Origin of the sequence: Micromonospora musae, assembly GCF_003626635.1 — a bacterium.
GTDB lineage: Bacteria > Actinomycetota > Actinomycetes > Mycobacteriales > Micromonosporaceae > Micromonospora > Micromonospora musae.
This window is the reverse complement of record NZ_RAZT01000013.1, coordinates 103,425-125,160: the sequence shown is the minus strand read 5'-3', so window position 1 is coordinate 125,160 and position 21,736 is coordinate 103,425. Positions and strand designations below refer to the sequence as shown.

Sequence of the window (21,736 nt, the reverse complement as noted above, 5' to 3'; positions counted from 1 at the left end):
GTCACGACCCTTCCGGTACGCGTCGACGCCACCGGCCGCGTCGCCGGGCGACCGGATCGCGGTCGGCCATCACGCGGCGCTGGATCAGGGTCAACACGATGATGATCAGGAACAGCACGAACGAGATCGCCGCTCCGGAGCCGTAGTCGAACTCCCGGAACGCGGTCCGGTACGACAGGTAGGCCGGGGTGAGGGTGGTCTTGGCGGGGTCGCCCTGGCTCATCACGTACACCTGGTCGAAGACCTGCCAGGAGCCGATCAGGCCGAGCGTCACCACCAGGAACATGGTCGGCCTGATCATCGGCAGCGTGACGTACCGGAGGCGCTGCCAGCGGCCGGCGCCGTCAAGGGTGCTCGCCTCGTCCAGCGTCACCGGCACGTTCTGCAGCGCGGCCAGGAACATCAGCATGAACGTGCCGCTGGTGGTCCAGACCACCAGCGTGATGATCGAGACCATCGCGACGCTCGGCCCGGAGAGCCACTCCCACCAGCTCAGCCCGAACGGTCCGCCGCCGGTCAGCGCGGCGGGCGGGTCGTCCACCCCGAGCGCGCCGAGGAGCAGGTGCAGCACGCCCCGGGAGTCGGCGAACCACTGCGGGCCGGCGACACCGAAGAGGCTGAGCAGCTTGTTGACCGCCCCGGAGTTGGCGAAGAGGAAGAGGAAGACCACGCTGATCGCCACCGAGCTGGTGACGGAGGGGAAGTAGAAGGCACTCCGGAAGAAGCCCTTCCCCTTGAGCATCCGGTTGTTCACGACCAGCGCCAGGCCGAGGGCGAGGATGGTCTGCGCCGGCACGACGATCCCGACGTAGTAGATGTTGTTGCGCAGGCTCGTCATCAGGTCGCGCCGCGCCAGCCCGTCCTCGGCGAAGAGCCGGGTGTAGTTCTCCACCCCGACGAACGGCACGTTCCGGGTGAAGGGGCTGCCCTGGCCGTTCCAGTCGGTGAGGCTCACCCAGAGCGCCATCAGGATCGGCAGCAGCAGGAAGAGCCCGAGGATCGCCACGACCGGCGCGACGAAGAGCCAACCGGCGAGGTTCTCGCTGCTCCGGGTGCCACGCCCACGCCGTCGAGGCGCGCCGCCGCGTACGACCACCCGAGCCGCCGGTGCCTCCGTTGCCATTGTCCCTCCCTCACGAGAAAGGAGGTGCGGGGCGAGGGCCCCGGCCGAGACCGGGGCCCTCACAGCACACCTCAGTCGCCGAGCGCCGCCTTGGCGTTCTTGTCGAAGTTCGCCAGGATCGTCTTCGGGTCGCCGGTCGAGAGGGCCTGCAGCCCCGCCTCGAGGTCACGCAGGACGCTGTCCATCTTCGGCGCGTTCACCGGGCCCTGCGCGTACTCGACGCCGTCGATGAAGGGCTTGTCGGCGGGGAAGGCGCTGACGTACTGGTCGTGGACCGACTGCCGGGAGGGCATCACGCCGAACGCCCGCGCGAAGGCCATCTGCTGCTCGCCGGCGGTCATCGCCTCGACGAACTTGATCGCCTGCTCCTTGTACTTCGACTTGGCGGCGATCCCCCAGCACTGCGTGAAGGAGAGCGTGCCCGGCCCCTTCGGACCGGCCGGCAGCGGGACGACCTGGTACTTCACGTTCGGGAAGTCGTTCTGCAGGGCACCCTTGATCCAGTTGCCCTCGATGGTCATCACCGCCTTGCCCCTGCCGAACGCCTCGCCGGACCACCCGGCGTCCAGCTGCTTCGGGTACTGGGCCAGCCCCTTGGTGACCAGGTCCTTCACGTACTGGAGGGCGGCCAGGTTCTCCGGGGTGTCCGCGGTGGGCTGCTTGCCGTCCTCGCTCATCAGCCAGCCGCCGTTCTGCACCATGAACGCGCCGACGCGGTCCCGCGTGTCGCCCAGCGCCAGCGGCACCTGCCCCTTCGCCTTGATCTTCTGGGCGGTGGCGGTGAGCTGGTCCCAGGTGGTGGGGATGTCGGCGTCGGTCAGACCGGCCTTGGTCCAGAGGTCGGTGTTGATCTGCAAGGCCAGCGTGGAGAAGTCCTTCGGCGCGCAGTAGAGCTTGCCGTCGTAGGTGAACGCGGTGCGCAGGCTCTCGTAGAAGTCGCCGGTGTTACTGATCTTGTCGCCGTAGGGTTCGAGCGCGCCGACGCTCGCGTAGTCGGCGAACTGGGCCGCGTCGACGTAGAAGACGTCCGGCGGCGTACCGCCGGCGAGGCCCTGGCCGAGCTGCTGGGTGAGGTCCTGGGCGGGGGTCACGGTGGCGGTGTTGCCCGATTCGCCGGCCCACTTGGCCGCCGCGTCCTGCACGGCCTTCGTCTCGGCGTCGCCGGACGAGCCGATCAGGATCTGCAGGCTGGCCGGGCCGCTGGACTGGGCGGTGCCCTCGGAGCTGTCGTCGAAGCCGCTGCCACAGGCGGCGGAGCCGAGCAGTGCGACGGCGGCGAGGCCGGCCACCGCCACCCGGGCGAGGGGTCGAGGTGCCATCTGGTTTCTCCTGTTCGGGGATGGGTTACGCGGTGTGCCGGAGCACCAGCGAGGGCTGGAGCAGCACGGGTTCGGGAGACTGCTGGTCCCCGTCGAGGACCGCGGTGAGCAGGTCCACGCAGCGGGCGGCGGCCTCGCCGAGGGGTTGGCTGACGCTGGTCAGCCCGGTCGCGGCGGCGACGGGGGTGTCGTCGAAGCCGACCACCGCGACGGCCGGGTCGCTCGCGCGTACCGCCTGGAGTGCGCCGAGGGCGAGGGAGTCGCTGGCACAGACCACGGCGGTCGGGGGTTCGTCGGCGTTGAGCAGGTCACGCATCGACCACTCCCCCTCGGCGATGCCGTCCTCGACCGCCCGCTCCAGCCCCGCCGGGTCGATCCCGGCGGCGTGCAGGGCCGCTCGCCACCCCGCGCGGCGGTCGTCGCCGACGCCGGAGGGGGCGGGCCAACCCAGGAAGCCGATCCGGCGGTGGCCGCGTTCGAGCAGGTGCCGGGTCGCTCGGGCGGTGCCCGCCGCGCCGTCGACGTCGACCCACGGGTGGGCGGTGAGGTCGTCCCAGGGGCGGCCGAAGGCCACGAACGCCACCTCCCGTTCGGCCAGCCAGGCCGTCCGGGGGTCGCCGTGGTCCGTCCCGGTCAGCACGAAGCCGTCCAGGTCGTACGCGCTGAGCAGGTCGTCGTAGGCGGTGATCTCCCGCTCGGTGTCGCCGGCGGTGTAGAGCATCACCCGGTAGCCGGCGACCTCCGCGCTCTCGGTGAGGCCGTGCAGGAAGCGGTCGAGCACCGAGCCGTTGATGCCGTCCCGGGTCGGCTCGATCCTCATGGCGATGAGACGGGAGCGGCCGGTGCGCATCTGCCGGGCGGCCTGGCTGACGCGGTAGCCGAGGGCGACGATCGCCTCCTGGACCCGCTGCCGGGTCTCCTCCCGCACGATCTGCGGCGTGTTGAGCACGTTGGAAACCGTCTGGCGGCTCACACGGGCGTGTCGGGCCACCGTCGCGATGGTCACCTTTTCAGCCACGAAATCCCTCTCGCCATCTTGAACGATCCAATTTGGATAAGGCAGGATTGGATCGTTCAAGTTTCTGGAATGTTTCGCACTTTGCACCGGACGGAGCGACTTGTCAAGACGTCGTTTCGCAGCTACAGGATCTGGAGCAACATCGTGACCGAGCGCCAACTGCAACCCCTGCTGCACGAGTTGGTCGGAGTCGTGCTCGCCCCCACCAGCGCGCTGGGGGACGCGGCCGGGCAGATCCGCCCGACCGGCGTCCAGGGCGTTTTCCACGCCGATGCCCGGGTGCTGTCCCGGGCCGAGCTGCGGGTCGACGACCGGCAACCGGAGAGCCTGGCCCGGGGATCCGTGGGTCCGCACGCCGTACGTTTCGTCGGGCTGACCCGGTGGCTCGGCGACCCCGGGCCGGACCCGACCGTCCGGGTCGAGCGGCTCCGCCGGGTCTCACCCGGCGGACTCACCGAGGAGATCCAGGTCGTCTCCACCGCCTCAGTGCCGGTCCGGGCCGTCGTGAGCGTCGAACTCGCCTGCGACCTGGCCCCCATCGAGGTGGTCAAGTCCGGCGGCGCCACCGAGGCGCTGGAGGCGAAGACGGGCGAGCCCGGCGAGCTGGTCTGGGCCGCGGCCGGCATCACGGTCACCGTGACCGGCGACGGCGCCACGACCGAGACGGGCGGCGGGTCCGCCGCGCCCCGACTCACCTGGCCGGTCGAGCTGCCGCCCCGCGGTCGGGTGGAGCTGAGCTGGCGACTCGACGTCGACGACCCGCGGGCCGTGGTGGTCTGCCCACCGGGTGAGCCCGCCTGGTCCCGGCCGGGCCTGCACGCCGACGACCGCCGGCTGGTCCGGCTGATCGACCGCAGCCTCGACGACCTGCGCGGCCTGCGGCTGGCCGAGGCGGGCGCACCGGAGGACGTCTTCCTCGGCGCCGGAGTCCCCTGGTTCCTCACCCTCTTCGGGCGGGACAGCCTCTGGGCGGCCCGGATGATGCTGCCGCTCGGCACCGACCTGGCCGGCGGCACGCTGCGGGTGCTCGCCCGACGGCAGGGCGCCCGCGTCGACCCGGCGTCGGGCGAGGCGCCCGGCAAGATCCTGCACGAGCTGCGCCGGCACGAGTTCGCCCCGGGCGACGGCCTGCACCTCCCGCCGGCGTACTACGGCACCGTCGACGCCACCATGCTCTGGGTCAACCTGCTGCACGACGCGTGGTGCTGGGGCCTGCCCGCGGAGCAGATCGAGCCGCTGCTGCCGCAGCTGGAGGCGGCGCTGCACTGGGTCGGCGAACACGCCGACGCCGACGGCGACGGCCTGGTCGAGTACATCGACACCACCGGGCGCGGCCTCGCGAACCAGGGCTGGAAGGACTCCGGCGACGCGGTCCGGTTCCGCGACGGCACCCTGGCCGCGCCGCCGATCGTGCTCGCCGAGGTGCAGGGGTACGCGCACGAGGCGGCGGTCAACGGCGCCCGGTTGCTGGACGCGTTCGGCCGCCCCGGCGGCGACCGCTGGCGCGAGCACGCGGCCGGATTGGCGCGCCGGTTCCGGGCGGCGTTCTGGGTCGACGGGCCGTACGGGCCGCAGCCGGCTCTCGCGCTGGATCGGGACAAGCGGCCGGTCGACTCGCTGACCAGCAACATCGGCCACCTGCTCGGCACCGGGTTGCTCAACGGCGAGGAGGAGGCGCAGGTGGCCCGCCTGCTCGGCACCGACGCGCTGGCCGGCGCGTTCGGGCTGCGCACGATGTCCACCGACGACGCCGGGTTCAGCCCGCTGTCGTACCACTGCGGCTCGGTCTGGGCGCACGACACCGCGATCGTGCTCGGCAACCTGGCCCGCGCCGGCTTCCGGGACACCGCCCTCACCCTCGCCGACGGCCTGCTCGGGGCGGCCGAGGCGTTCGACTACCGCCTGCCCGAGCTCTACGGCGGCGACGACCGCTCGCTGCTCGGCCGGCCGGTGCCCTACCCGGCGGCGTGCCGGCCGCAGGCGTGGGCCGCGGCCGGGGCGGTGCTGCTGCTCCAGGCCGCCACCGGGCTCTACCCCGACGTGCCCGGCGGCACGGTCCGGCTCGCCCCGCTCGCCGGCGCGCAGCTCGGCGCGGTCGCGGCGGAGCACCTGACCGTCGCCGGCGCCCCGGTCGACGTGGCGGTGGACCGGGCCGGCCGGCCGACGATCACCGGCCTCCCCGCCGGCCTGACCGTCACGGTGGACGCGACGCCGACCATCCCGACCCCCCGCCGCTCGGCCCCCACCGACCACCCGGTCGGTGGCTGACCCACAACGTTGATCATGAGGTTGGCGGTGACTTCGATCTCCCGGAGCGCCGCCAACCTCATGATCAGCTGGACGACAAGGGCGGCGGCGGGGCGGCCAGCTCGGCGATCAGCTCGTCGTCATCCACCTCGCCGGTGGGGTGGAAGCCGAGGGACGTGTAGAGGGCGGCGGCCGCCGTGTTCCCCGGGTGGTACGACAATCGCACCGGCGGCCTCCCCTCCCGGCCGGCCAGCCACCCGGCGAGGGTCGCCACGGTGACCCGCCCGACGCCCCGCCCCTGCTCAGCGGCATCGATGATCATGCCGCCGATCCAGTGCGAGCCGTCGTCGTCGACGCCCCACATCACGTGTCCGACGACCGTCTCGTCCGCGTACACGGCGAGCGACCTCCACACGTCGCCGCGCATCGTCAGCAGCAGGTAGCGCGCGGCCAGCGCGGCCACCCAGTCGCGCTGGTCGTCGCGGGGCGCGACGTCGGCCACCGCCCGCCAGTTGTCGTCGTCCACCGGACGCAGGGTGACGGCGCGTCCGCTCCGATCCCGGTAGCCAGCATTGATCATCGGGGCAGCCTAGGCGGACGCCGACCCGGCGGCGAACCGATTTCCGCCGGTGGAGCGCTCAGCCGAGCAGCGGGTCGAGACCCACGGTGAGGCCGGGCCGGTCGCCCACCGCGCGCACGGCGAGCAGCACGCCCGGCATGAACGAGGCCCGGTCGTACGAGTCGTGCCGGATAGTCAGCGTCTCGCCGGTGGTGCCGAAGAGCACCTCCTGGTGCGCGACGAGCCCGGTGGCGCGTACGGCGTGCACCCGGATGCCGTCGATCTGCGCACCTCGGGCGCCCGGCACCTCGTCCTTCGTGGCGTCCGGCACCGGACCGAGGCCCGCCTCGGCGCGAGCCTGCGCGATCTGCCGCGCGGTGTGCGTCGCGGTGCCGCTCGGCGCGTCGAGCTTCCGGGGATGGTGCTGCTCGATGATCTCGACCGACTCGAAGTGCCGGGCCGCCCGCGCGGCGAACTGCATCATCAGCACCGCGCCGATGCCGAAGTTCGGGGCGATCACCATGCCGACTCCGGGCTTGTCCGCCAACCAGCCGCGAACCTGCTCCAGCCGCTCCTCGGTGAAGCCGGTGGTGCCGACCACGGCGTGGACGCCCTGCTCGACGCACCACCGCAGGTTCTCCATGACGACGTCCGGGGTGGTGAAGTCCACGACCACCTCGGCGCCGGCCTCGGCGACGGCAGAGAGGTCGTCCCCCTGGTCGACCGTCGCCACCAGCTCCATGTCGGCGGCGGCGTCGACCGCCTTGCACACCTCGAGGCCCATCCGGCCCCGCGCGCCCAGGACGCCGACCCGCAGCGGCTCGGCCGGGTTTCTCTCCTGCTCGTCAGTCACGGGGCACAACCTATCCCAATCGGGACGCGACCCAGCCCGGCACCCGGGGACCCGGGCACCCGCCCGGTACGGCTGCCCCGGGCGGCCGGGCCGGCCGATCCGTGCCTTGGTCGCCTCGCTGGATTCCCGGGGGCGCCTGGTCAGGCGGTGGCGAAATCGCCGGCGCCGAACGGGCCGACCACCGCCAGGGACATCGGCCGAGCGAGCAGGTCGGCGGCGAGGGCGTTGACGTCGTCCAGACTCACCGCGTCCACCCGGGCGAGCAGCGCGTCCACCGGCATCAGGTCGCCGTAGAGCAGCTCACCCTTGGCGAGCCGGCTCATCCGCGAACCGGTGTCCTCGAGTCCGAGCACGAACGAGCCCTTCGACATGCCCTTGCCGCGAGCGATCTCCGCCTCGGTCAGCCCGCCCGCGGCGACCCGGGCCAGCTCGGCGCGGGTCAACTCCAACACCTCGTCCACCTTGCCCGGTGCGCAGCCCGCGTAGACGGCGAAGAGGCCGCTGTCGGCGTACTGGCTCGCGTAGGAGTAGACCGAGTAGGCCAGGCCACGCTGTTCACGGATCTCCTGGAACAGCCGGCTCGACATGCCGCCGCCGAGGACGTTGTTGAGCACCCCCAGGGCGAACCGCCGCTCGTCGGTCCGGTCGATGCCCGGGGAGCCGAGGATGACGTGCGCCTGCTCGGTCTCCTTCGTCTCCACCAGCGTGGTGGCGGGACGGGTGCGTACCGCCGGGCTCGCCGGCCGGTGCGGGGCCGGCGTGCCCTGGTCGGTGTCGAGCGGCGTGCCGTGCAGCGCCTGCCGGACCAGGTCGACCACGGTCGTGTGGTCCAGGTTGCCGGCGGCGGCGATGACGATCTGCGGCGCGGTGTAGTGCCGGCGGTAGAAGTCCCGGATCTGCGGCCGCGTCATCGGGGTGACCGTCTCCTCCGTGCCGGAGATCAGCCGGCCCAGCGGGTGGTCGCCGTAGACGGCCCGGGCGAAGAGGTCGTGCACCTCGTCGCCGGGCTCGTCGTCGTGCATGGCGATCTCTTCGAGGATGACGCCGCGCTCGGTCTCCACGTCCGCCGCCTCGAGCACCGAGTCGGCCACCAGGTCGCACATCACGTCGATCGCCAGCGGCAGGTCCTCGTCCAGCACGCGGGCGTAGTAGCAGGTGTACTCCTTGGTGGTGAAGGCGTTCGTCTCGCCGCCCACCGCCTCGATCGACGAGGAGATCTCCAACGCGCTGCGCTTACGGGTGCCCTTGAAGAGCAGATGCTCCAGGAAGTGCGCGGCCCCGGAGTCCGGGCCGGTCTCGTCCCGCGAGCCGACCGACACCCAGATCCCGAACGACACGCTGCGCATCGTCGGGATCGCCTCGGTCAGCACCCGCAGCCCGTTCGACAGCACGGTACGGCGCACGGTGCCACCCAGCGGGTCCTCGCTGATGGTCCGGGTTACCGCCTTGCCGGCGCCGCCGGAACGCGCGGCCCCGGACGCCGCCACCCCCCGTCGACCCGCAGGAAAAGGCGCACGCTGGGCCCGACTCACGGAAACCTGCTCTCACTTCGACGAGGGGTGGGTGGTACGAAGAAAACCGGCCGGACGGCACCCGTCGGGGCGCCGTCCGGCCGGTCGGTGATCAGCTGTGCCGGGTCCGGCGACGCGGACGCGAGTCGCCGCCGCCCTCGCCACCCTCGCCCCGCTCCGAGCCGCCGCGGCCACCGCGCTCGCGGTCACCACGCTCCCGCGGAGCCCGCTCGCGGCCGGCCGGACGCTCGCCACCGGCGGCCTCCGGAGCAGCCGCGACCGGCGCCTCGGCGCCCTCGGGGCGCACCTTGTCCAGGTAGATCTTGCCGCGCTGGTCGATGTCGGCGATCTCCACCTCGACGCGGTCACCCACGTTGAGGAAGTCCTCCACCTTCTCGACCCGCTTGCCGTCGCCCACCTTCGAGATGTGCAGCAGGCCGTCGCGGCCGGGCAGCAGCGAGATGAACGCGCCGAACGCGGCGGTCTTGACCACCGTGCCGAGGAACCGCTCCCCCACCTTCGGCAGCGTCGGGTTGGCGATGCCGTTGATCCGGTCCACCGCGGCCTGGGCCGACGGGCCGTTGGTCGCGCCGACGTAGATCGTGCCGTCGTCCTCGATCGAGATCTCGGCGCCGGTCTCGTCCTGGATCGCGTTGATGGTCTGACCCTTCGGGCCGATGACCATGCCGATCTTGTCGACCGGGATCTTGACGGTGGTGACCCGCGGCGCGTACTCCGACATCTCGGCCGGACCCTCGATCGCCGCCTGCATCACGCCGAGGATGGTCTGCCGGGCCTCGTTCGCCTGCTGGAGCGCGGCGGCCAGCACGTCCGACGGGATGCCGTCGAGCTTGGTGTCGAGCTGGAGCGCGGTGACGAACTCCGACGTACCGGCGACCTTGAAGTCCATGTCACCGAAGGCGTCCTCGGCACCGAGGATGTCGGTCAGCGTCACGTACTGGGTCTTGCCGTCGACCTCGTCGGAGATGAGGCCCATGGCGATGCCGGCGACCGGCGCCTTCAGCGGCACACCGGCGCTGAGCAGGCCCAGCGTCGAGGCGCAGACCGAACCCATCGAGGTGGAGCCGTTGGAGCCGAGCGCCTCGGAGACCTGCCGGATGGCGTACGGGAACTCCTCACGCGAGGGCAGCACAGGGATCAGCGCCCGCTCGGCGAGCGCGCCGTGGCCGATCTCGCGCCGCTTCGGCGAGCCGACCCGGCCGGTCTCACCGGTGGAGTACGGCGGGAAGTTGTAGTTGTGCATGTAGCGCTTGGACTTCTCCGGGGAGAGCGTGTCCAGCGCCTGCTCCATGCGGAGCATGTTGAGCGTCGTGACGCCCAGGATCTGGGTCTCGCCGCGCTCGAAGAGCGCCGAGCCGTGCACCCGGGGCAGCACGCCGACCTCGGCGGTCAGCGGACGGATGTCACGCGGGCCGCGGCCGTCGATGCGGATCTGCTCGCGCAGCACCCGGTTGCGGACCTCGGACTTGGTGAGCGACCGGAAGGCGGCGCTGAGCTCCTTCTCCCGGCCCTCGAAACGCGGACCGAGTTCCTCGGCGACCCGGGCCTTCACCCGGTCGAGGGCCTCCTCCCGGTCGGCCTTGCCGGCGATCTGAAGCGCTTCGGCGACCTCGGCGCGAGCCAGGTCGGCGACCGCCGCGTAGGCGTCGTCCTGGTAGTCCAGGAAGACCGGGAACTCGGTGACCGGCTTGGCGGCCACCTCGGCGAGCTCGCTCTGCGCGCGGCACAGCTCCCGGATCGCCGGCTTGGCGGCCTCCAGGCCGCTGGCCACGATCTCCTCCGTCGGCGCGGTCGCGCCGCCCGAGATCAGGGTGACGGCGTTCGGCGTCGCCTCGGCCTCGACCATCATGATCGCGACGTCGCCGTCCGGCAGGGCGCGACCGGCCACGACCATGTCGAAGGTGGCCCGGGCCAGCTCCTCCAGGGTCGGGAAGGCGACCCACTGGCCGTCGATGTGCGCGACCCGGGTCGCTCCGATCGGGCCGGAGAACGGCAGGCCGGAGAGCTTGGTCGACATCGAGGCGGCGTTGATCGCCACGACGTCGTACGGGTGCTGCGGGTCGAGCGCGAGGACGGTCTCGACGACCTGGACCTCGTTGCGCAGGCCCTTGACGAACGACGGGCGCAGCGGCCGGTCGATCAGCCGGCAGGTGAGGATGGCGTCCTCGCTGGGCCGGCCCTCACGGCGGAAGAACGAGCCGGGGATCCGGCCCGCGGCGTACATCCGCTCCTCCACGTCCACGGTCAGCGGGAAGAAGTCGAACGACTCCCGCGGCTGCTTGCTCGCGGTGGTGGCGGAGAGGACGACGGTCTCGCCCAGCTGGGCGATGACCGAACCGGCGGCCTGACGGGCGAGGCGGCCGGTGGAGAAGGTGATCTCACGGGTGCCGAAGGACCCGTTGTCGATCACGGCGGTGCGGGTTTCGGTGCCGAGTTTGGTCTCGGTCATGGTGCGGTAGTGCTCCTTCGCATCGGAGGGCTCGCGACGCGGGAAGCTGCTCAGAAGGCCGGTCTTCGATCGAAGCGCCCGGGCCACGGCGGTAAGCCGGGTACCCCGGGGGCCACTACCGGAGACCGGTACTGACCGGCTCCCCTACTTGGTTGGTCGCGCTGCCCTGTTCTCTTTCTGCGGTACCGGAGCGGGGGAGCGGCCGGATGGCCACTCCCCCGTCACGTCACCGACGCAGACCGAGCCGCTCGATGAGCGACCGGTAGCGGTTGATGTCCTTCTTCTGGACGTAGTTGAGCAGCCGACGGCGACGGCCGACCAGCAGCAGCAGCCCACGGCGGCTGTGGTGGTCGTGCTTGTGCACCTTCAAGTGCTCGGTGAGCTCGGCGATCCGCTTGGTGAGGACCGCGACCTGCACCTCGGGCGAACCGGTGTCGCCCTCGGCGGTCGCGTACTCCGCGCGGATCTTGGCCCTGGCTTCCTGGTCGAGCGCCATGTTCTCCCTGTTTCGATGGGTTGATCACTGATGTCCGTCGCTCCGGTCGATGGACCGGAGCCGGACCGGCACCTCGCACCCGCGGCGTCGAGCAGGCACGCGAGGCCCCGTCGGTCGTCCGACGTCCCCGCCAGACTACCAGCCGCGGCCGCGCCCACCGGTCAAGGGCCGTGCGGCGCTACGCGGGTGCCGCACGCGGACACCCCGTGCCGAGCCCCCGACGCCGGTCGCCGACCTGGTCGAGGGCGGTTCAGCCGAGCGCCTTGCGGGTCCGCTCCACGTCCTGGTGCATCTGGGCGATCAGCGGCTCGATCGAGTCGTAGCGGATCTGGCCGCGCAGGTGCGCCACGAAGTCCAGCGCCAGTCGCTCGCCGTAGAGGTCACCGTCGAAGTCCAGGGCGTACGCCTCCACCCGCCGCTCCCGACCGGAGAAGGTGGGGTTCGTGCCGACCGACACCGCCGCCAGCAACGGTTCCCGCCGGCCCCGACGGACCAGCCGGGCCGCGTACACCCCGTCGGCGGGGATCGCCGCGTACCGGTGGCAGAGCAGGTTGGCGGTGGGGAAGCCCAGCTCGCGCCCGCGCTGGTCGCCGCGGACCACCACCCCCTCCACCCGGTGCGGCCGGCCCAGCGCGGCCGCCGCCGCGCCGACGTCCCCGGCGTCGACGCAGGAGCGGATGTACGTCGAGGAGAAGACCGTGCCCTCCTCGGCCACCAGCGGGCCGCCCTCGACGGAGAATCCGAACGTCGCGCCCAGCCGCTCCAGCAGCGCCACGTCACCGGCGGCCCGATGCCCGAAGCGGAAGTTGTTCCCCACCACGACCCGGGTCGCGTGCAGGTTCTCGACCAGCACGTCGTGCACGAACGCCTCGGCCGGCAGCCGGGAGAACTCGGGTGTGAACGGCACCACGCAGAGCACGTCGACGCCGAGCTCCTCGATCAGCTCCGCCTTCCGGGCCGACTCGGTGAGCACCGCCGGGTGCGAGCCGGGCCGGACCACCTCGGCGGGGTGCGGGTCGAAGGTGAGCACCACCGACTGCACCCCGAGTTCCCGCGCGCGCGTCACGGCGTGCCCGATGGTCGCCTGGTGCCCCCGGTGCACACCGTCGAAGACACCGATGGTGACGACCGACCGCCCCCACCCACCGGGTGCCGCGTCGTACCCCCGCCACCGTTGCATGCCGATCCTCCCCTTTTCCTCCGCCGGTTCCTCCCCGGCGGCCACTGCCTCGCCCGACGCCGACCACCGCCGGCCGCCGCCCGTCAGGCCGGCGCGAGCACGATCTCCGCGCGGGCCCGCCCCTCCCGCTCGCTGACGATAGCGATCAGGCCGCCGGCCGGGTCGAAGACGGCGTACGGACCGGCGATCCCGGCCGGATCCAGCGGCCCGCCGTGCGAGAGCACCGTCGCCTCGGCGGCGCTGGCGTCGCGACGCGGGAAGAACCGCTCGGCCGCTGCGGCGAGCGGCAGGGTCACCACCTCGGGCGCGCGCCGCTCCAGCTCGTCGAGGGTGACGGCCTCGGCGAGGGGGAAGCCCCCGACCGCGGTACGCCGCAGCGCGGTCAGATGCCCGCCAACCCCGAGCGAGAGGCCCGCGTCCCGGGCGATGGCCCGGATGTACGTGCCGGAGGAGCAGGTCACGTCGACGTCCACGTCGACGACGTCGGGCTGGTCCCGCCGGACGGCGAGCAGGTCGAGCCGGGAGACGGTGACCCGGCGGGCCGGCAGCTCGACGCTCTCCCCCTCGCGTACCCGCTTGTACGCCCGCTGACCGTTGATCTTGATGGCGCTGACCGCGCTGGGCACCTGGTCGATCTCCCCGGTCAACGCGGCGAGCGCGTCCCGAACCGCCTCGTCGCCGACCTCACCGGCGGGGACGCTGCGGATCACCTCGCCCTCGGCGTCGTCGGTGACGGTCGCCTGACCGAGGCGGATGGTGGCGGTGTAGCTCTTGCCCGCGCCGATCACGTAGGTGAGCAGCCGGGTCGCCCGTCCCACCCCGATGACCAGCACACCGGTCGCCATCGGGTCGAGCGTGCCGCCGTGCCCGACCCGCCGGGTCCGGGCCAGCCGGCGCACCCGCGCCACCACGTCGTGCGACGTCATGCCGCCCGGCTTGTCCACCACGATCAGACCGTCTGCGCTCACGACCGACAAGCCTGCCAGAAGCACTCTTCGGGGCCCGCGTCGACACCGGCGGCGGCGGCGGACGTCACCGGGACCGCTGCGGGGCGGCGGAGGCGAGCGGGGCGGGACGGCTGCGGTCAGCGGACCGCGCCGACGACCGCCCATCTGCCGGAGCGCAGCCGCAGCAGCAGCGCGATCAGGCGGAGCACCACGAAGAGGGTGAGGCCGGCCCAGATCCCACCCAGCCCGAGGTCGAGCCCGTACGCGAGCCAGATCGCGGGGAGGAACCCGCCCAGCGCCGCCACCACTGTGAGGTTGCGCAGGTAAGCCACGTCCCCCGCGCCGATCAGCACGCCGTCGAGGGCGAAGACCACCCCGGCCAGCGGCTGCATCGCCGCGAACCACGGCCACGCCACCATGGCCTGCTCGCGTACCAGCGGATCGGAGCTGAACAGGGCCGGGACGACGCCCGCGCCCGCGCCGATCAGCACCGCGAAGGCGACCCCGCAGGCACCGCCGAGCAGGCCGATCCGGCGGGCCAGGGCCTTGGCGCCCGCCTCGTCACCGGCGCCGAGCGCCGCGCCGACCAGCGATTGTGCGGCGATGGCCAGCGCGTCGAGGACCAGCGCGGTGAAGAACCAGAGTTGCAGGGCGATCTGGTGCGCGCCCACCGCCGCCGCACCGAAGCGGGACGCCACGGCCGTGGCGGAGAGGAAGCTGGCCTGGAAGGCCGCACCTCGGATCAGCAGGTCCCGGCTGAGCACCAACTGCTGGCGGATCTGGTGGAGCCGGGGCCGCAGCGGGACCCGTTCGCGGACCAGGGCCGCGGCGAAGAGTGCGCCGCCGAGGGTCTGGGCGACGACGTTGGCGACCGCCGAGCCGGCCAGGCCGAGCCCGACCGGGTAGACCAGCAGCGGGCAGAGCACCGCGGAGAGCAGGTTGGGGCCGAGCACGAAGAAGAGCGGACGGCGGGTGTCCTGGACGCCGCGCAGCCAGCCGTTACCGGCCGCGGCGAGCAGCAGCCCGGGGGCGCCGAGCGCCGCGATCCGCAGCCACTGGGCGGCAGCGTCGGCCACCTCGCCGGAGCTTCCGACGAGGGTACGCGCCAGCGCCCCGCCGCCGAGCTGCATGGCCAGGGCGACCAGCACTCCGACGCCGAACGCGAGCCAGGACGCCTGCACGCCCTCGGCGACGGCGGCCGCCCGGTCCCCCGACCCGAACCGGCGGGCCGAACGCCCTGTCGTGCCGTACGCCACGACGGTGCCGAGCCACGCGGTGAGCGTCATGACCGTGCCGCCGACGGCGAGCGCGGCGAGCGGGGCCCGGCCGAGGTGACCGACCACCGCGGTGTCGACCAGCACGTAGAGGGGCTCGGCGGCGAGTACGACGAGGGCCGGCAGGGCGAGCCCGGCGATCCGGCGAGCCGCGGCGGGTGGGGCGGGGGCGGTCTGTGTCATCGCCGCCGATCCTGGCACGCGCGACGTAAGGATCGCAAGACAGGTGAGAACTTACCGCGCGGGGCGACTTCGGGGCGCGGCGCGGCCGGGTCCGGATGATCGACTCGACTTCCATGAAGTCGGGGTCATCTCCCGCCCTCGACACCCCGACTTCAATGACCTCGAGTGGATCATTGAACCGCCGAGGTGCCTTCCGGCCGGGCGGTCGGGCCAGCCCGGCGGTCGGGCGATGGGCGCGCCCGGGGCGGTGACGCGGTCGGCGCGGGACGCCGGTCGCGTCACCACCGGCCGGTACGGGTCACTGACGCGTGTCCATCGACGTCTGCAGCGCGCGGCGGAGCTGCTCGCGGGCCTCGTCGACGGGCTTGGGCTCGGGCTTGGGCTTGCTCGACATCGTGGTCTTCCCTTCCAGGGTGTGCGCCACCGACAGGCGGCGGCCCGCACGGGCGATCCTGCGAAGCGCCGTGACGGCGGTCCGGGGTCACCGGAGCGGCCGGTCGGGCGGCGCGGGCCCGGGTCTGTCGACCCTGGAGGGAGGCGGGGCCGGGTGCGGCACCACCCCCACGACCTGCGCCGATGAGCACGACGCCGGCCGATTCCCAAATTAGCGTTCAGTCAGCCGCGTCCGCGTACGGTTCCCGGCATGCGGACGGTCGGGTCTGCGCGTTCAGCGGGCCAGGAAGTGCCAGCCCAGCCACCACCAGAAGCCGAAGAGTCCGATCCGGCCCACCGGAACCGGGCCCACCTCGTAGCGCATCACGTAGGCGCACAGGTCGCCGAGCGTCGGGATCCGCGACCCCTCCCGACGAGCCAGCCACTCCATCACCGCGAAGAGCGCCAGCGCGGCGAGGAAGCCACCGATGGCCAACGCCCGCATCATCGCCGCACCAGCTCCCAGAACGCGGCCAGCCAGGCGAACCAGGCCACCGAACGGAGCAGATGATCCTCCAGCAGCGGATCGGCCAGCCGGGAGAAGGTGGGGAAGTCGTCACCCGCCGCGACCACGAAGGTGACGCCCTCGAAGATCCCGAACACCACGATCGGCAGGCTCCACCACACGGTGCCGGAGCCGAGCCGGGTGGGAGCCGGGCGCCGCGGCACCCGGTTACTCAGACCGAGCCAGATCAGCAGGCCGCCGGTGCCGAGGATGTAGAGATTGGCCTCGGTGGAGAAGGAGGCGAACCGGCCACCCACCAGGGAGAGGCAGGCCAGCACGGGAATGGAGACGGTAGGACGGTCCCAGGCGCGGGGCGCCTCGACGGTGAGCTCGTTCGGCTGCTCCATCCCATGATTCTCCCCGCGCCGGGCCGCTGCGGAAAGGCCGGCGTTTTCCCGGCGTGCCGCGCGGCGGCACGGGGCGGCGAGCCGTCCCGGATCAGGACCCGGCGGACGGGATCACCGCGGCGTCGAGCTGGCCGCGGATGCGGTCGACGACCTCCTCGGCCGTGCCCCTTCCGGTGAATCCGGCGGCGAACCGGTGCCCGCCGCCGCCCAGCGCGAGCGCCACCCGGCTGACGTCCACCGCGCCCTTGCTGCGCAGCGAGACCGCCCACTCACCGGGCGCGGTCTGCTTCAACACGCAGCTGACGTCCGCCTCGGCCGTGCACCGCACCGAGTCGATCAACGCCTCCAGCACGTACGGGCGCTGATCGTGCCGGACCAGGTCGTCCAGGGTGGCCCACGTCCAGACCAGCCCTCGGCCGTCGGCCGCGACCGGCTCCAGCCGGGCCCGGCCGAGCACCTCGCCGAAGAGCCGCACCGCGCCGAACGGCCGGGTGTCGAAGACCCGCCGCGAGATGTCGCCGGGACGGATGCCGGTAGCCAACAGCCGGGCCGCCAGCTGGTGCACGGCCGGGGTGGTGGCCTCGAAGCGGAACGAGCCGGTGTCGGTGGTGAGCGCGACGTAGAGGCACTCGGCGATCCCGGCGTCCAACCCGACGCCGAGTCGGGTCAGCAGCTGCTCGGCCACCACCGAGGTGGCCGCCGCGTACGGGTCGACCAGATTCACCTCGCCGAAGTGGGTGTTCGAGGCGTGGTGGTCGAGCACCAGCGACGCACCGGCGGTGTCCAGCCGGTCGACCAGTTCGCCGAGGCGCGACTCACTCGCCGCGTCGAAGCAGATGACCAGGTCCGGGGCAGGGTATGCCTCGGTCGCCGGCACCAGCAGATCGAGCCCCGGCAGTCCCTGCAGCGGCACAGGCACCTCCGGAGGGCCCGGGAAGGTGGCCTGCATCCGGCGTACGCCGAGCCGTTGCAGGCCCAGCGCGAACCCGAGCATGCTGCCCAGGGCGTCGCCGTCCGGGTTCACATGGCAGACGAGCAGCACCCGCGCCTCGGGAGAGAGGTTGCGCAGCAGCGACTCCGCCGCCGCCCAGTCGCCCGCGCTCGGGCCGGAGTCGGCCGGCGCCGCCTCGACGACGGAGCCGGCCGTGCCGGACGGCCCGGTCACCGCCGGTCCCCGCCGGCGGGCGGGGTGTCCTCGGCGTCCTCGGTCTCCTCGGCGTCCTCGTCGTCCTCGTCGAGCCGGTACGGCTGCGCGTCGCCCGCGTACTGGGCCTGGGCGGCGATCCGCTGCACCTCGGCGTCGGCGTTGCGGGCCGCCGCGAGCAGGTCGTCGATGTGCTTGACCTGATCCTGGACGTCGTCGAGGACGAAGGTCAGGGTCGGGGAGTGCCGCAGCCCGAGCGCCTTGCCGACAGTGCTGCGCAGCATGCCCTTCGCGCTCTCCAGCGCGGCGGCGGTGCCCGCCTGCGCCGCCGCGTCGCCGAGGACCGTGTAGAAGACCGTGGCGTCGCGCAGGTCGGCGGTGATCCGGGCGTCGGTGATGGTGATCATGCCGAGGCGCGGGTCCTTGATCTGGCTCCGCACCACCGACGCGACCAGTTCGCGCACCCGCTCCGCGTGCCGGCGTACCTTGGCCGGATCCGTCATCTTCGCCACCTCCACGGTGTCCCGCTCCCGGCCGGGACGCGGCCAGCTGACGCACCGCCGGCCCGACCGGCCAACATCTCGAACATTACCCGCGCGGTGTGACCCGGCGCGCGGAGCCGGCGGCGGCCCCACCGCGGGGCGACGCCGTTCACAGCCGTCAGTCGTCCTCGCCGTAGAGCCGACGACGGACCGAGAGCAGCTCGGTCTCGGGACGGTTGGCGACCAGACGCTCGCAGGAGTCGAGCACCTCGTGGACGTGTGCCGCCTCGGCGGCCACCACGGCCACCGCCAGTTGGGCTCGACCGTGCAGGTCGAGCGCCCCCACCTCGGCGGCGGAGACCTCGAAGCGACGCAGCGCCGCGACGATGGGTCGTACGTACGATCTCTTCGCCTTCAGCGACCGGGAGTCGCCGGGCAGCAGCAGGTCGAAGACCACGGTTCCGGTGAACATCGCCCCGGACGATACCCGCAGCCCACCCCACATGATCAAGGGGTTTACGCCGGACGGCGTAAACCCCTTGATCAGCGTGTCAACACGGGATCAGGCGCGCGGCTTCTCCCGCATCTCGAAGGTCTCGATGATGTCGCCGACCTGGAGGTTGTTGAACCCACCCAGAGTCAGACCACACTCGAAGCCCTCCCGGACCTCCGTGGCGTCGTCCTTGAACCGCTTCAGCGAGTTGATCGTGAGGTTCTCCGCCACGACCGCCCCGTCCCGCAGCAGACGCGCCTTCGCGTTGCGGCGGATGAGTCCGGAGCGGACGATACAACCGGCGATGTTGCCGATCTTGGACGAGCGGAAGACGTCGCGGATCTCCGCGGTGCCGAGCTCGACCTCCTCGTACTCCGGCTTGAGCAGCCCCTTGAGCGCCGCGTCGATCTCCTCGATGGCCTGGTAGATGACGGTGTAGTACCGGATCTCCACGCCCTCGCGGTCGGCGATCTCCCGGACCTTGTTGGCGGCCCGGACGTTGAAGCCGATGATCGTGACCGCCTCGGTCGAGGCGCTCGCGAGCATGACGTCGCTCTCGGTGATCGCACCGACGCCCCGGTGGATGATCCTGAGCTGGACCTCCTCGGGGATGTCGAGGTTGAACAGCGCGTCCTCGAGGGCCTCCACGGAACCGGAGACGTCGCCCTTGAGCACCAGGTTGAGCGAGGTCTTCTCGCCCTCCTTGAGCTGCTCCATGAGCGTCTCGAGGGTGGCCCGGCCGCGCGAGTTGGCGAAGGACGCCGCCCGCCGCCGTGCCTGCCGCTGCTCGGCGATCTGCCGCACCGTGCGGTCGTCCTCGGCCGCCAGGAACGTGTCGCCCGCCCCCGGCACCGCGGTCAGACCGAGCACCAGCACCGGACGGGCCGGTCCCGCCTCGGCCACCGCGTTGCCGTTCTCGTCGAGCATCGCGCGGACCCGGCCGTGCGCCCCACCGGCGACGATCGAGTCGCCCGCCCGCAGGGTGCCCTTCTGCACCAGCACCGTCGCCACCGCACCGCGGCCCTTGTCCAGGTGCGCCTCGATGGCCACACCCTGCGCCGGCCCGTCGATCGGAGCGGTCAGCTCCAGCGACGCGTCGGCGGTCAGCAGGACGGCCTCGAGCAGGTCGTCGATGCCGATACCGGGCTTGGCTGCCACGTTGACGAACATGGTGTCGCCGCCGTACTCCTCGGCGACCAGGCCGTACTCGGTCAGCTGCTGGCGGACCTTGTCCGGGTTCGCCTCCGGCTTGTCGACCTTGTTGACCGCCACCACGATCGGCACGTCGGCCGCCTTGGCGTGGTTGAGCGCCTCGATCGTCTGCGGCATCACGCCGTCGTCGGCCGCCACCACCAGCACCACGATGTCGGTGACCTGGGCACCACGGGCACGCATGGCGGTGAACGCCTCGTGACCCGGGGTGTCGATGAAGGTCACCGCCCGGTCCTCGCCCTCGTGCGGGACGTGGACCTGGTAGGCGCCGATGTGCTGGGTGATGCCACCCGCCTCGCCGGCCACCACGTTCGCCTTGCGGATCGCGTCGAGCAGCTTGGTCTTACCGTGGTCGACGTGACCCATGACGGTCACCACCGGCGCACGGCTGACCAGGCGGTCCTCCGCAACCTCGGCGTCGAGGTCGATGTTGAACTGCGCGAGCAGCTCGCGGTCCTCGTCCTCCGGGCTGACGATCTGCACGTTGAAGCCGAGGTGCTCACCCAGCAGCAGCAGGGTGTCGTCAGAGCAGGACTGGGTCGCGGTGACCATCTCGCCCAGGTTGAACATCTCCTGGACCAGCGAACCCGGGTTGGCGTTGATCCTGTCGGCGAAGTCCGAGAGCGAGGCGCCACGGGAGAGCCGGACGACCTGACCCTGACCCCGGGGGGCACCCGAGCTCATGGTCGGGGCCGACAGGTTGTCGAACTCCTGTCTGCGCTGCTTCTTGGACTTGCGGCCACGGGTCGGCCGACCACCGGGACGCCCGAAGGCACCCGCGGCGCCACCGCCACGGCCACGACCGCCGCCACCGGGACGACCGCCGCCACCGGCCGGGGCACCCGGACGGAAACCGCCGCCGGGAGCACCGCCGCCGCCACCACCGGGACCGCCGCGGTAGCCACCGCCACCGCCGCCGCCACCGGGGCCACCGCGGTAGCCACCGCCACCGCCGCCGCCACCACCGGGACCGCCACGGAAGCCGCCACCGCCGCCGGGACGGCCAGCGCCGCCACCGGGGCCGCCACGACCGCCACCGGGACCACCGGGGCGACCCGTGGTGGGGCGCTGGCTCGGCATGGAAGCCGGGCTGGGCCGCGGCGGCATGGAGGCCGGGCTGGGCCGCGGCGGCATGCCGGCCGGGCTCGGCCGGGGACCGCCGGCACCGGCGGCCGGCGGCCGCTGCTGCTGGCCGCCCTGGATACCGAACGGGTTGTTACCGGCGCCGCGCGCCGGCGGACGACCGCCCGGCCGGGGACCGGGGCCCGGGGTCGGGCCACCGGGACGACCGGCGGCCGGGGCGCCCGTACGCGGCGGCGCCGCGTTCGGACCCGGACGCGGACCCGGACGGGGACCGCCCTCGGCCGGGGGCTCCCGGCGGACGTTCTCCCGCTGCTGCTGGCGGGCGGCCTGCGCGGCCTTGACCGCGGCCTCCTGCTCAGCCTTGAGGGCGGCGGCGCGCGCCTCGGCGGCCGCCACCTCGATGTCGTGCGCGCTCGCCGGCTTGGCGACCGGAGCCGCCGGCTGCGGCGGGCCGGGGACCGGGCCCTTGGGCTTCGGTCCCGGGGTCGCCGCGGCCGGACGCCGGGGCGGCATGGGCCGGGCCGAGACCCGAGGGGCACCCGGGGTCGGCGTCGGCGAGGGTGTCGGGGTCGGAGTCGGCGCCGGGCTCGGGGCCGCCGCCGGAGCGGACGGCGCCGACGAACCGCCGGCGGACGCGACGAATGCGCCCCGCAGCCGTCGGGCGACAGGCGCCTCGACGGTGCTGGACGCTGACTTCACGAACTCGCCCATCTCCTTGAGCTTGGCGAGAACGGTCTTGCTTTCGACCCCGAGCTCTTTCGCAAGCTCGTGTACGCGGGCCTTACCTGCCACTGCACTCCTCACTCCGAGGTCGTGCGGGCAGCACCCGCAGCGACCTCACTCGTGCACTTGAAGCCT

The 21,736-nt window shown here is 72.8% G+C and carries 18 protein-coding genes; 1 reads left to right on the top strand and 17 read right to left on the bottom strand.

Annotation, left to right across the window (positions count from 1 at the left end):
• Position 1: 1 nt before the first annotated feature.
• The 3 genes from D7044_RS24590 to D7044_RS24580 all read right to left on the bottom strand — a co-directional run bounded on the left by D7044_RS24590 (position 2) and on the right by D7044_RS24580 (position 3,460).
• Positions 2-1,123, bottom strand: coding sequence for a carbohydrate ABC transporter permease (locus D7044_RS24590; RefSeq protein ID WP_120677127.1), 1,122 nt, complete (start codon positions 1,121-1,123; stop codon positions 2-4).
• A gap of 71 nt (positions 1,124-1,194) precedes the next feature.
• Positions 1,195-2,442, bottom strand: a complete 1,248-nt coding sequence (locus D7044_RS24585) for a sugar ABC transporter substrate-binding protein (RefSeq protein WP_120677129.1) — start codon at positions 2,440-2,442, stop codon at positions 1,195-1,197.
• A 25-nt stretch (positions 2,443-2,467) separates the two neighbouring features.
• Complete coding sequence (locus D7044_RS24580; protein WP_120677130.1) at positions 2,468-3,460, bottom strand: LacI family DNA-binding transcriptional regulator; 993 nt, start codon at positions 3,458-3,460, stop codon at positions 2,468-2,470.
• Between the two features lie 144 nt (positions 3,461-3,604).
• Here D7044_RS24580 and D7044_RS24575 point away from each other — a divergent pair, with 144 nt between their 5' ends.
• A complete protein-coding gene (locus D7044_RS24575) occupies positions 3,605-5,728 on the top strand; it encodes an amylo-alpha-1,6-glucosidase (RefSeq protein ID WP_120690328.1) in 2,124 nt (707 codons plus the stop codon).
• Between the two features lie 64 nt (positions 5,729-5,792).
• On the opposite strand, the gene D7044_RS24570 is transcribed toward D7044_RS24575, so the two are convergent.
• The 14 genes from D7044_RS24570 to infB all read right to left on the bottom strand — a co-directional run bounded on the left by D7044_RS24570 (position 5,793) and on the right by infB (position 21,670).
• Complete coding sequence (locus D7044_RS24570; RefSeq protein ID WP_120677134.1) at positions 5,793-6,287, bottom strand: GNAT family N-acetyltransferase; 495 nt, start codon at positions 6,285-6,287, stop codon at positions 5,793-5,795.
• A 58-nt stretch (positions 6,288-6,345) separates the two neighbouring features.
• Complete coding sequence (gene dapB, locus D7044_RS24565) at positions 6,346-7,119, bottom strand: 4-hydroxy-tetrahydrodipicolinate reductase (protein ID WP_120677136.1); 774 nt, start codon at positions 7,117-7,119, stop codon at positions 6,346-6,348.
• A 140-nt stretch (positions 7,120-7,259) separates the two neighbouring features.
• Entirely contained in the window at positions 7,260-8,651 is a 1,392-nt protein-coding gene (locus D7044_RS24560; protein WP_120677138.1) for a M16 family metallopeptidase, read from the bottom strand.
• Between the two features lie 91 nt (positions 8,652-8,742).
• Positions 8,743-11,100 carry a polyribonucleotide nucleotidyltransferase gene (locus tag D7044_RS24555; RefSeq protein ID WP_120677140.1) on the bottom strand — a complete coding sequence of 786 codons (2,358 nt, stop codon included), beginning with the start codon at positions 11,098-11,100 and terminating at the stop codon, positions 8,743-8,745.
• Positions 11,101-11,326: 226 nt separating this feature from the next.
• Positions 11,327-11,596, bottom strand: coding sequence for a 30S ribosomal protein S15 (gene rpsO, locus D7044_RS24550; RefSeq protein WP_120677142.1), 270 nt, complete (start codon positions 11,594-11,596; stop codon positions 11,327-11,329).
• A 250-nt stretch (positions 11,597-11,846) separates the two neighbouring features.
• Entirely contained in the window at positions 11,847-12,776 is a 930-nt protein-coding gene (locus D7044_RS24545) for a bifunctional riboflavin kinase/FAD synthetase (protein WP_120677144.1), read from the bottom strand.
• 83 nt (positions 12,777-12,859) lie between these two features.
• Entirely contained in the window at positions 12,860-13,744 is an 885-nt protein-coding gene (gene truB / locus D7044_RS24540) for a tRNA pseudouridine(55) synthase TruB (protein ID WP_120677816.1), read from the bottom strand.
• Positions 13,745-13,860: 116 nt separating this feature from the next.
• Positions 13,861-15,180: an MATE family efflux transporter gene (locus D7044_RS24535; RefSeq protein WP_120690327.1), complete on the bottom strand. Its 1,320-nt coding sequence runs from the start codon at positions 15,178-15,180 to the stop codon at positions 13,861-13,863.
• 667 nt (positions 15,181-15,847) lie between these two features.
• The gene (locus tag D7044_RS24530) at positions 15,848-16,057 is read right to left on the bottom strand and encodes a DUF6186 family protein (RefSeq protein WP_199716764.1); all 210 of its coding nucleotides are present in this window, start codon (positions 16,055-16,057) and stop codon (positions 15,848-15,850) included.
• Entirely contained in the window at positions 16,057-16,464 is a 408-nt protein-coding gene (locus D7044_RS24525; protein WP_120677150.1) for a hypothetical protein, read from the bottom strand. The genes D7044_RS24530 and D7044_RS24525 overlap by 1 nt, the downstream gene beginning before the upstream one ends.
• Before the next feature lie 91 nt (positions 16,465-16,555).
• Positions 16,556-17,629 (bottom strand): DHH family phosphoesterase, encoded by a 1,074-nt coding sequence (locus D7044_RS24520; RefSeq protein WP_120677152.1) that lies wholly within the window; start codon positions 17,627-17,629, stop codon positions 16,556-16,558.
• Positions 17,626-18,111: a 30S ribosome-binding factor RbfA gene (gene rbfA / locus D7044_RS24515; RefSeq protein WP_120677818.1), complete on the bottom strand. Its 486-nt coding sequence runs from the start codon at positions 18,109-18,111 to the stop codon at positions 17,626-17,628. Before rbfA ends, D7044_RS24520 begins: the two co-directional genes overlap by 4 nt.
• A 157-nt stretch (positions 18,112-18,268) precedes the next feature.
• Positions 18,269-18,562, bottom strand: a complete 294-nt coding sequence (locus D7044_RS24510; RefSeq protein ID WP_120677154.1) for a DUF503 domain-containing protein — start codon at positions 18,560-18,562, stop codon at positions 18,269-18,271.
• A gap of 90 nt (positions 18,563-18,652) precedes the next feature.
• Entirely contained in the window at positions 18,653-21,670 is a 3,018-nt protein-coding gene (gene infB / locus D7044_RS24505) for a translation initiation factor IF-2 (RefSeq protein ID WP_120677156.1), read from the bottom strand.
• Between the last annotated feature and the right edge of the window lie 66 nt (positions 21,671-21,736).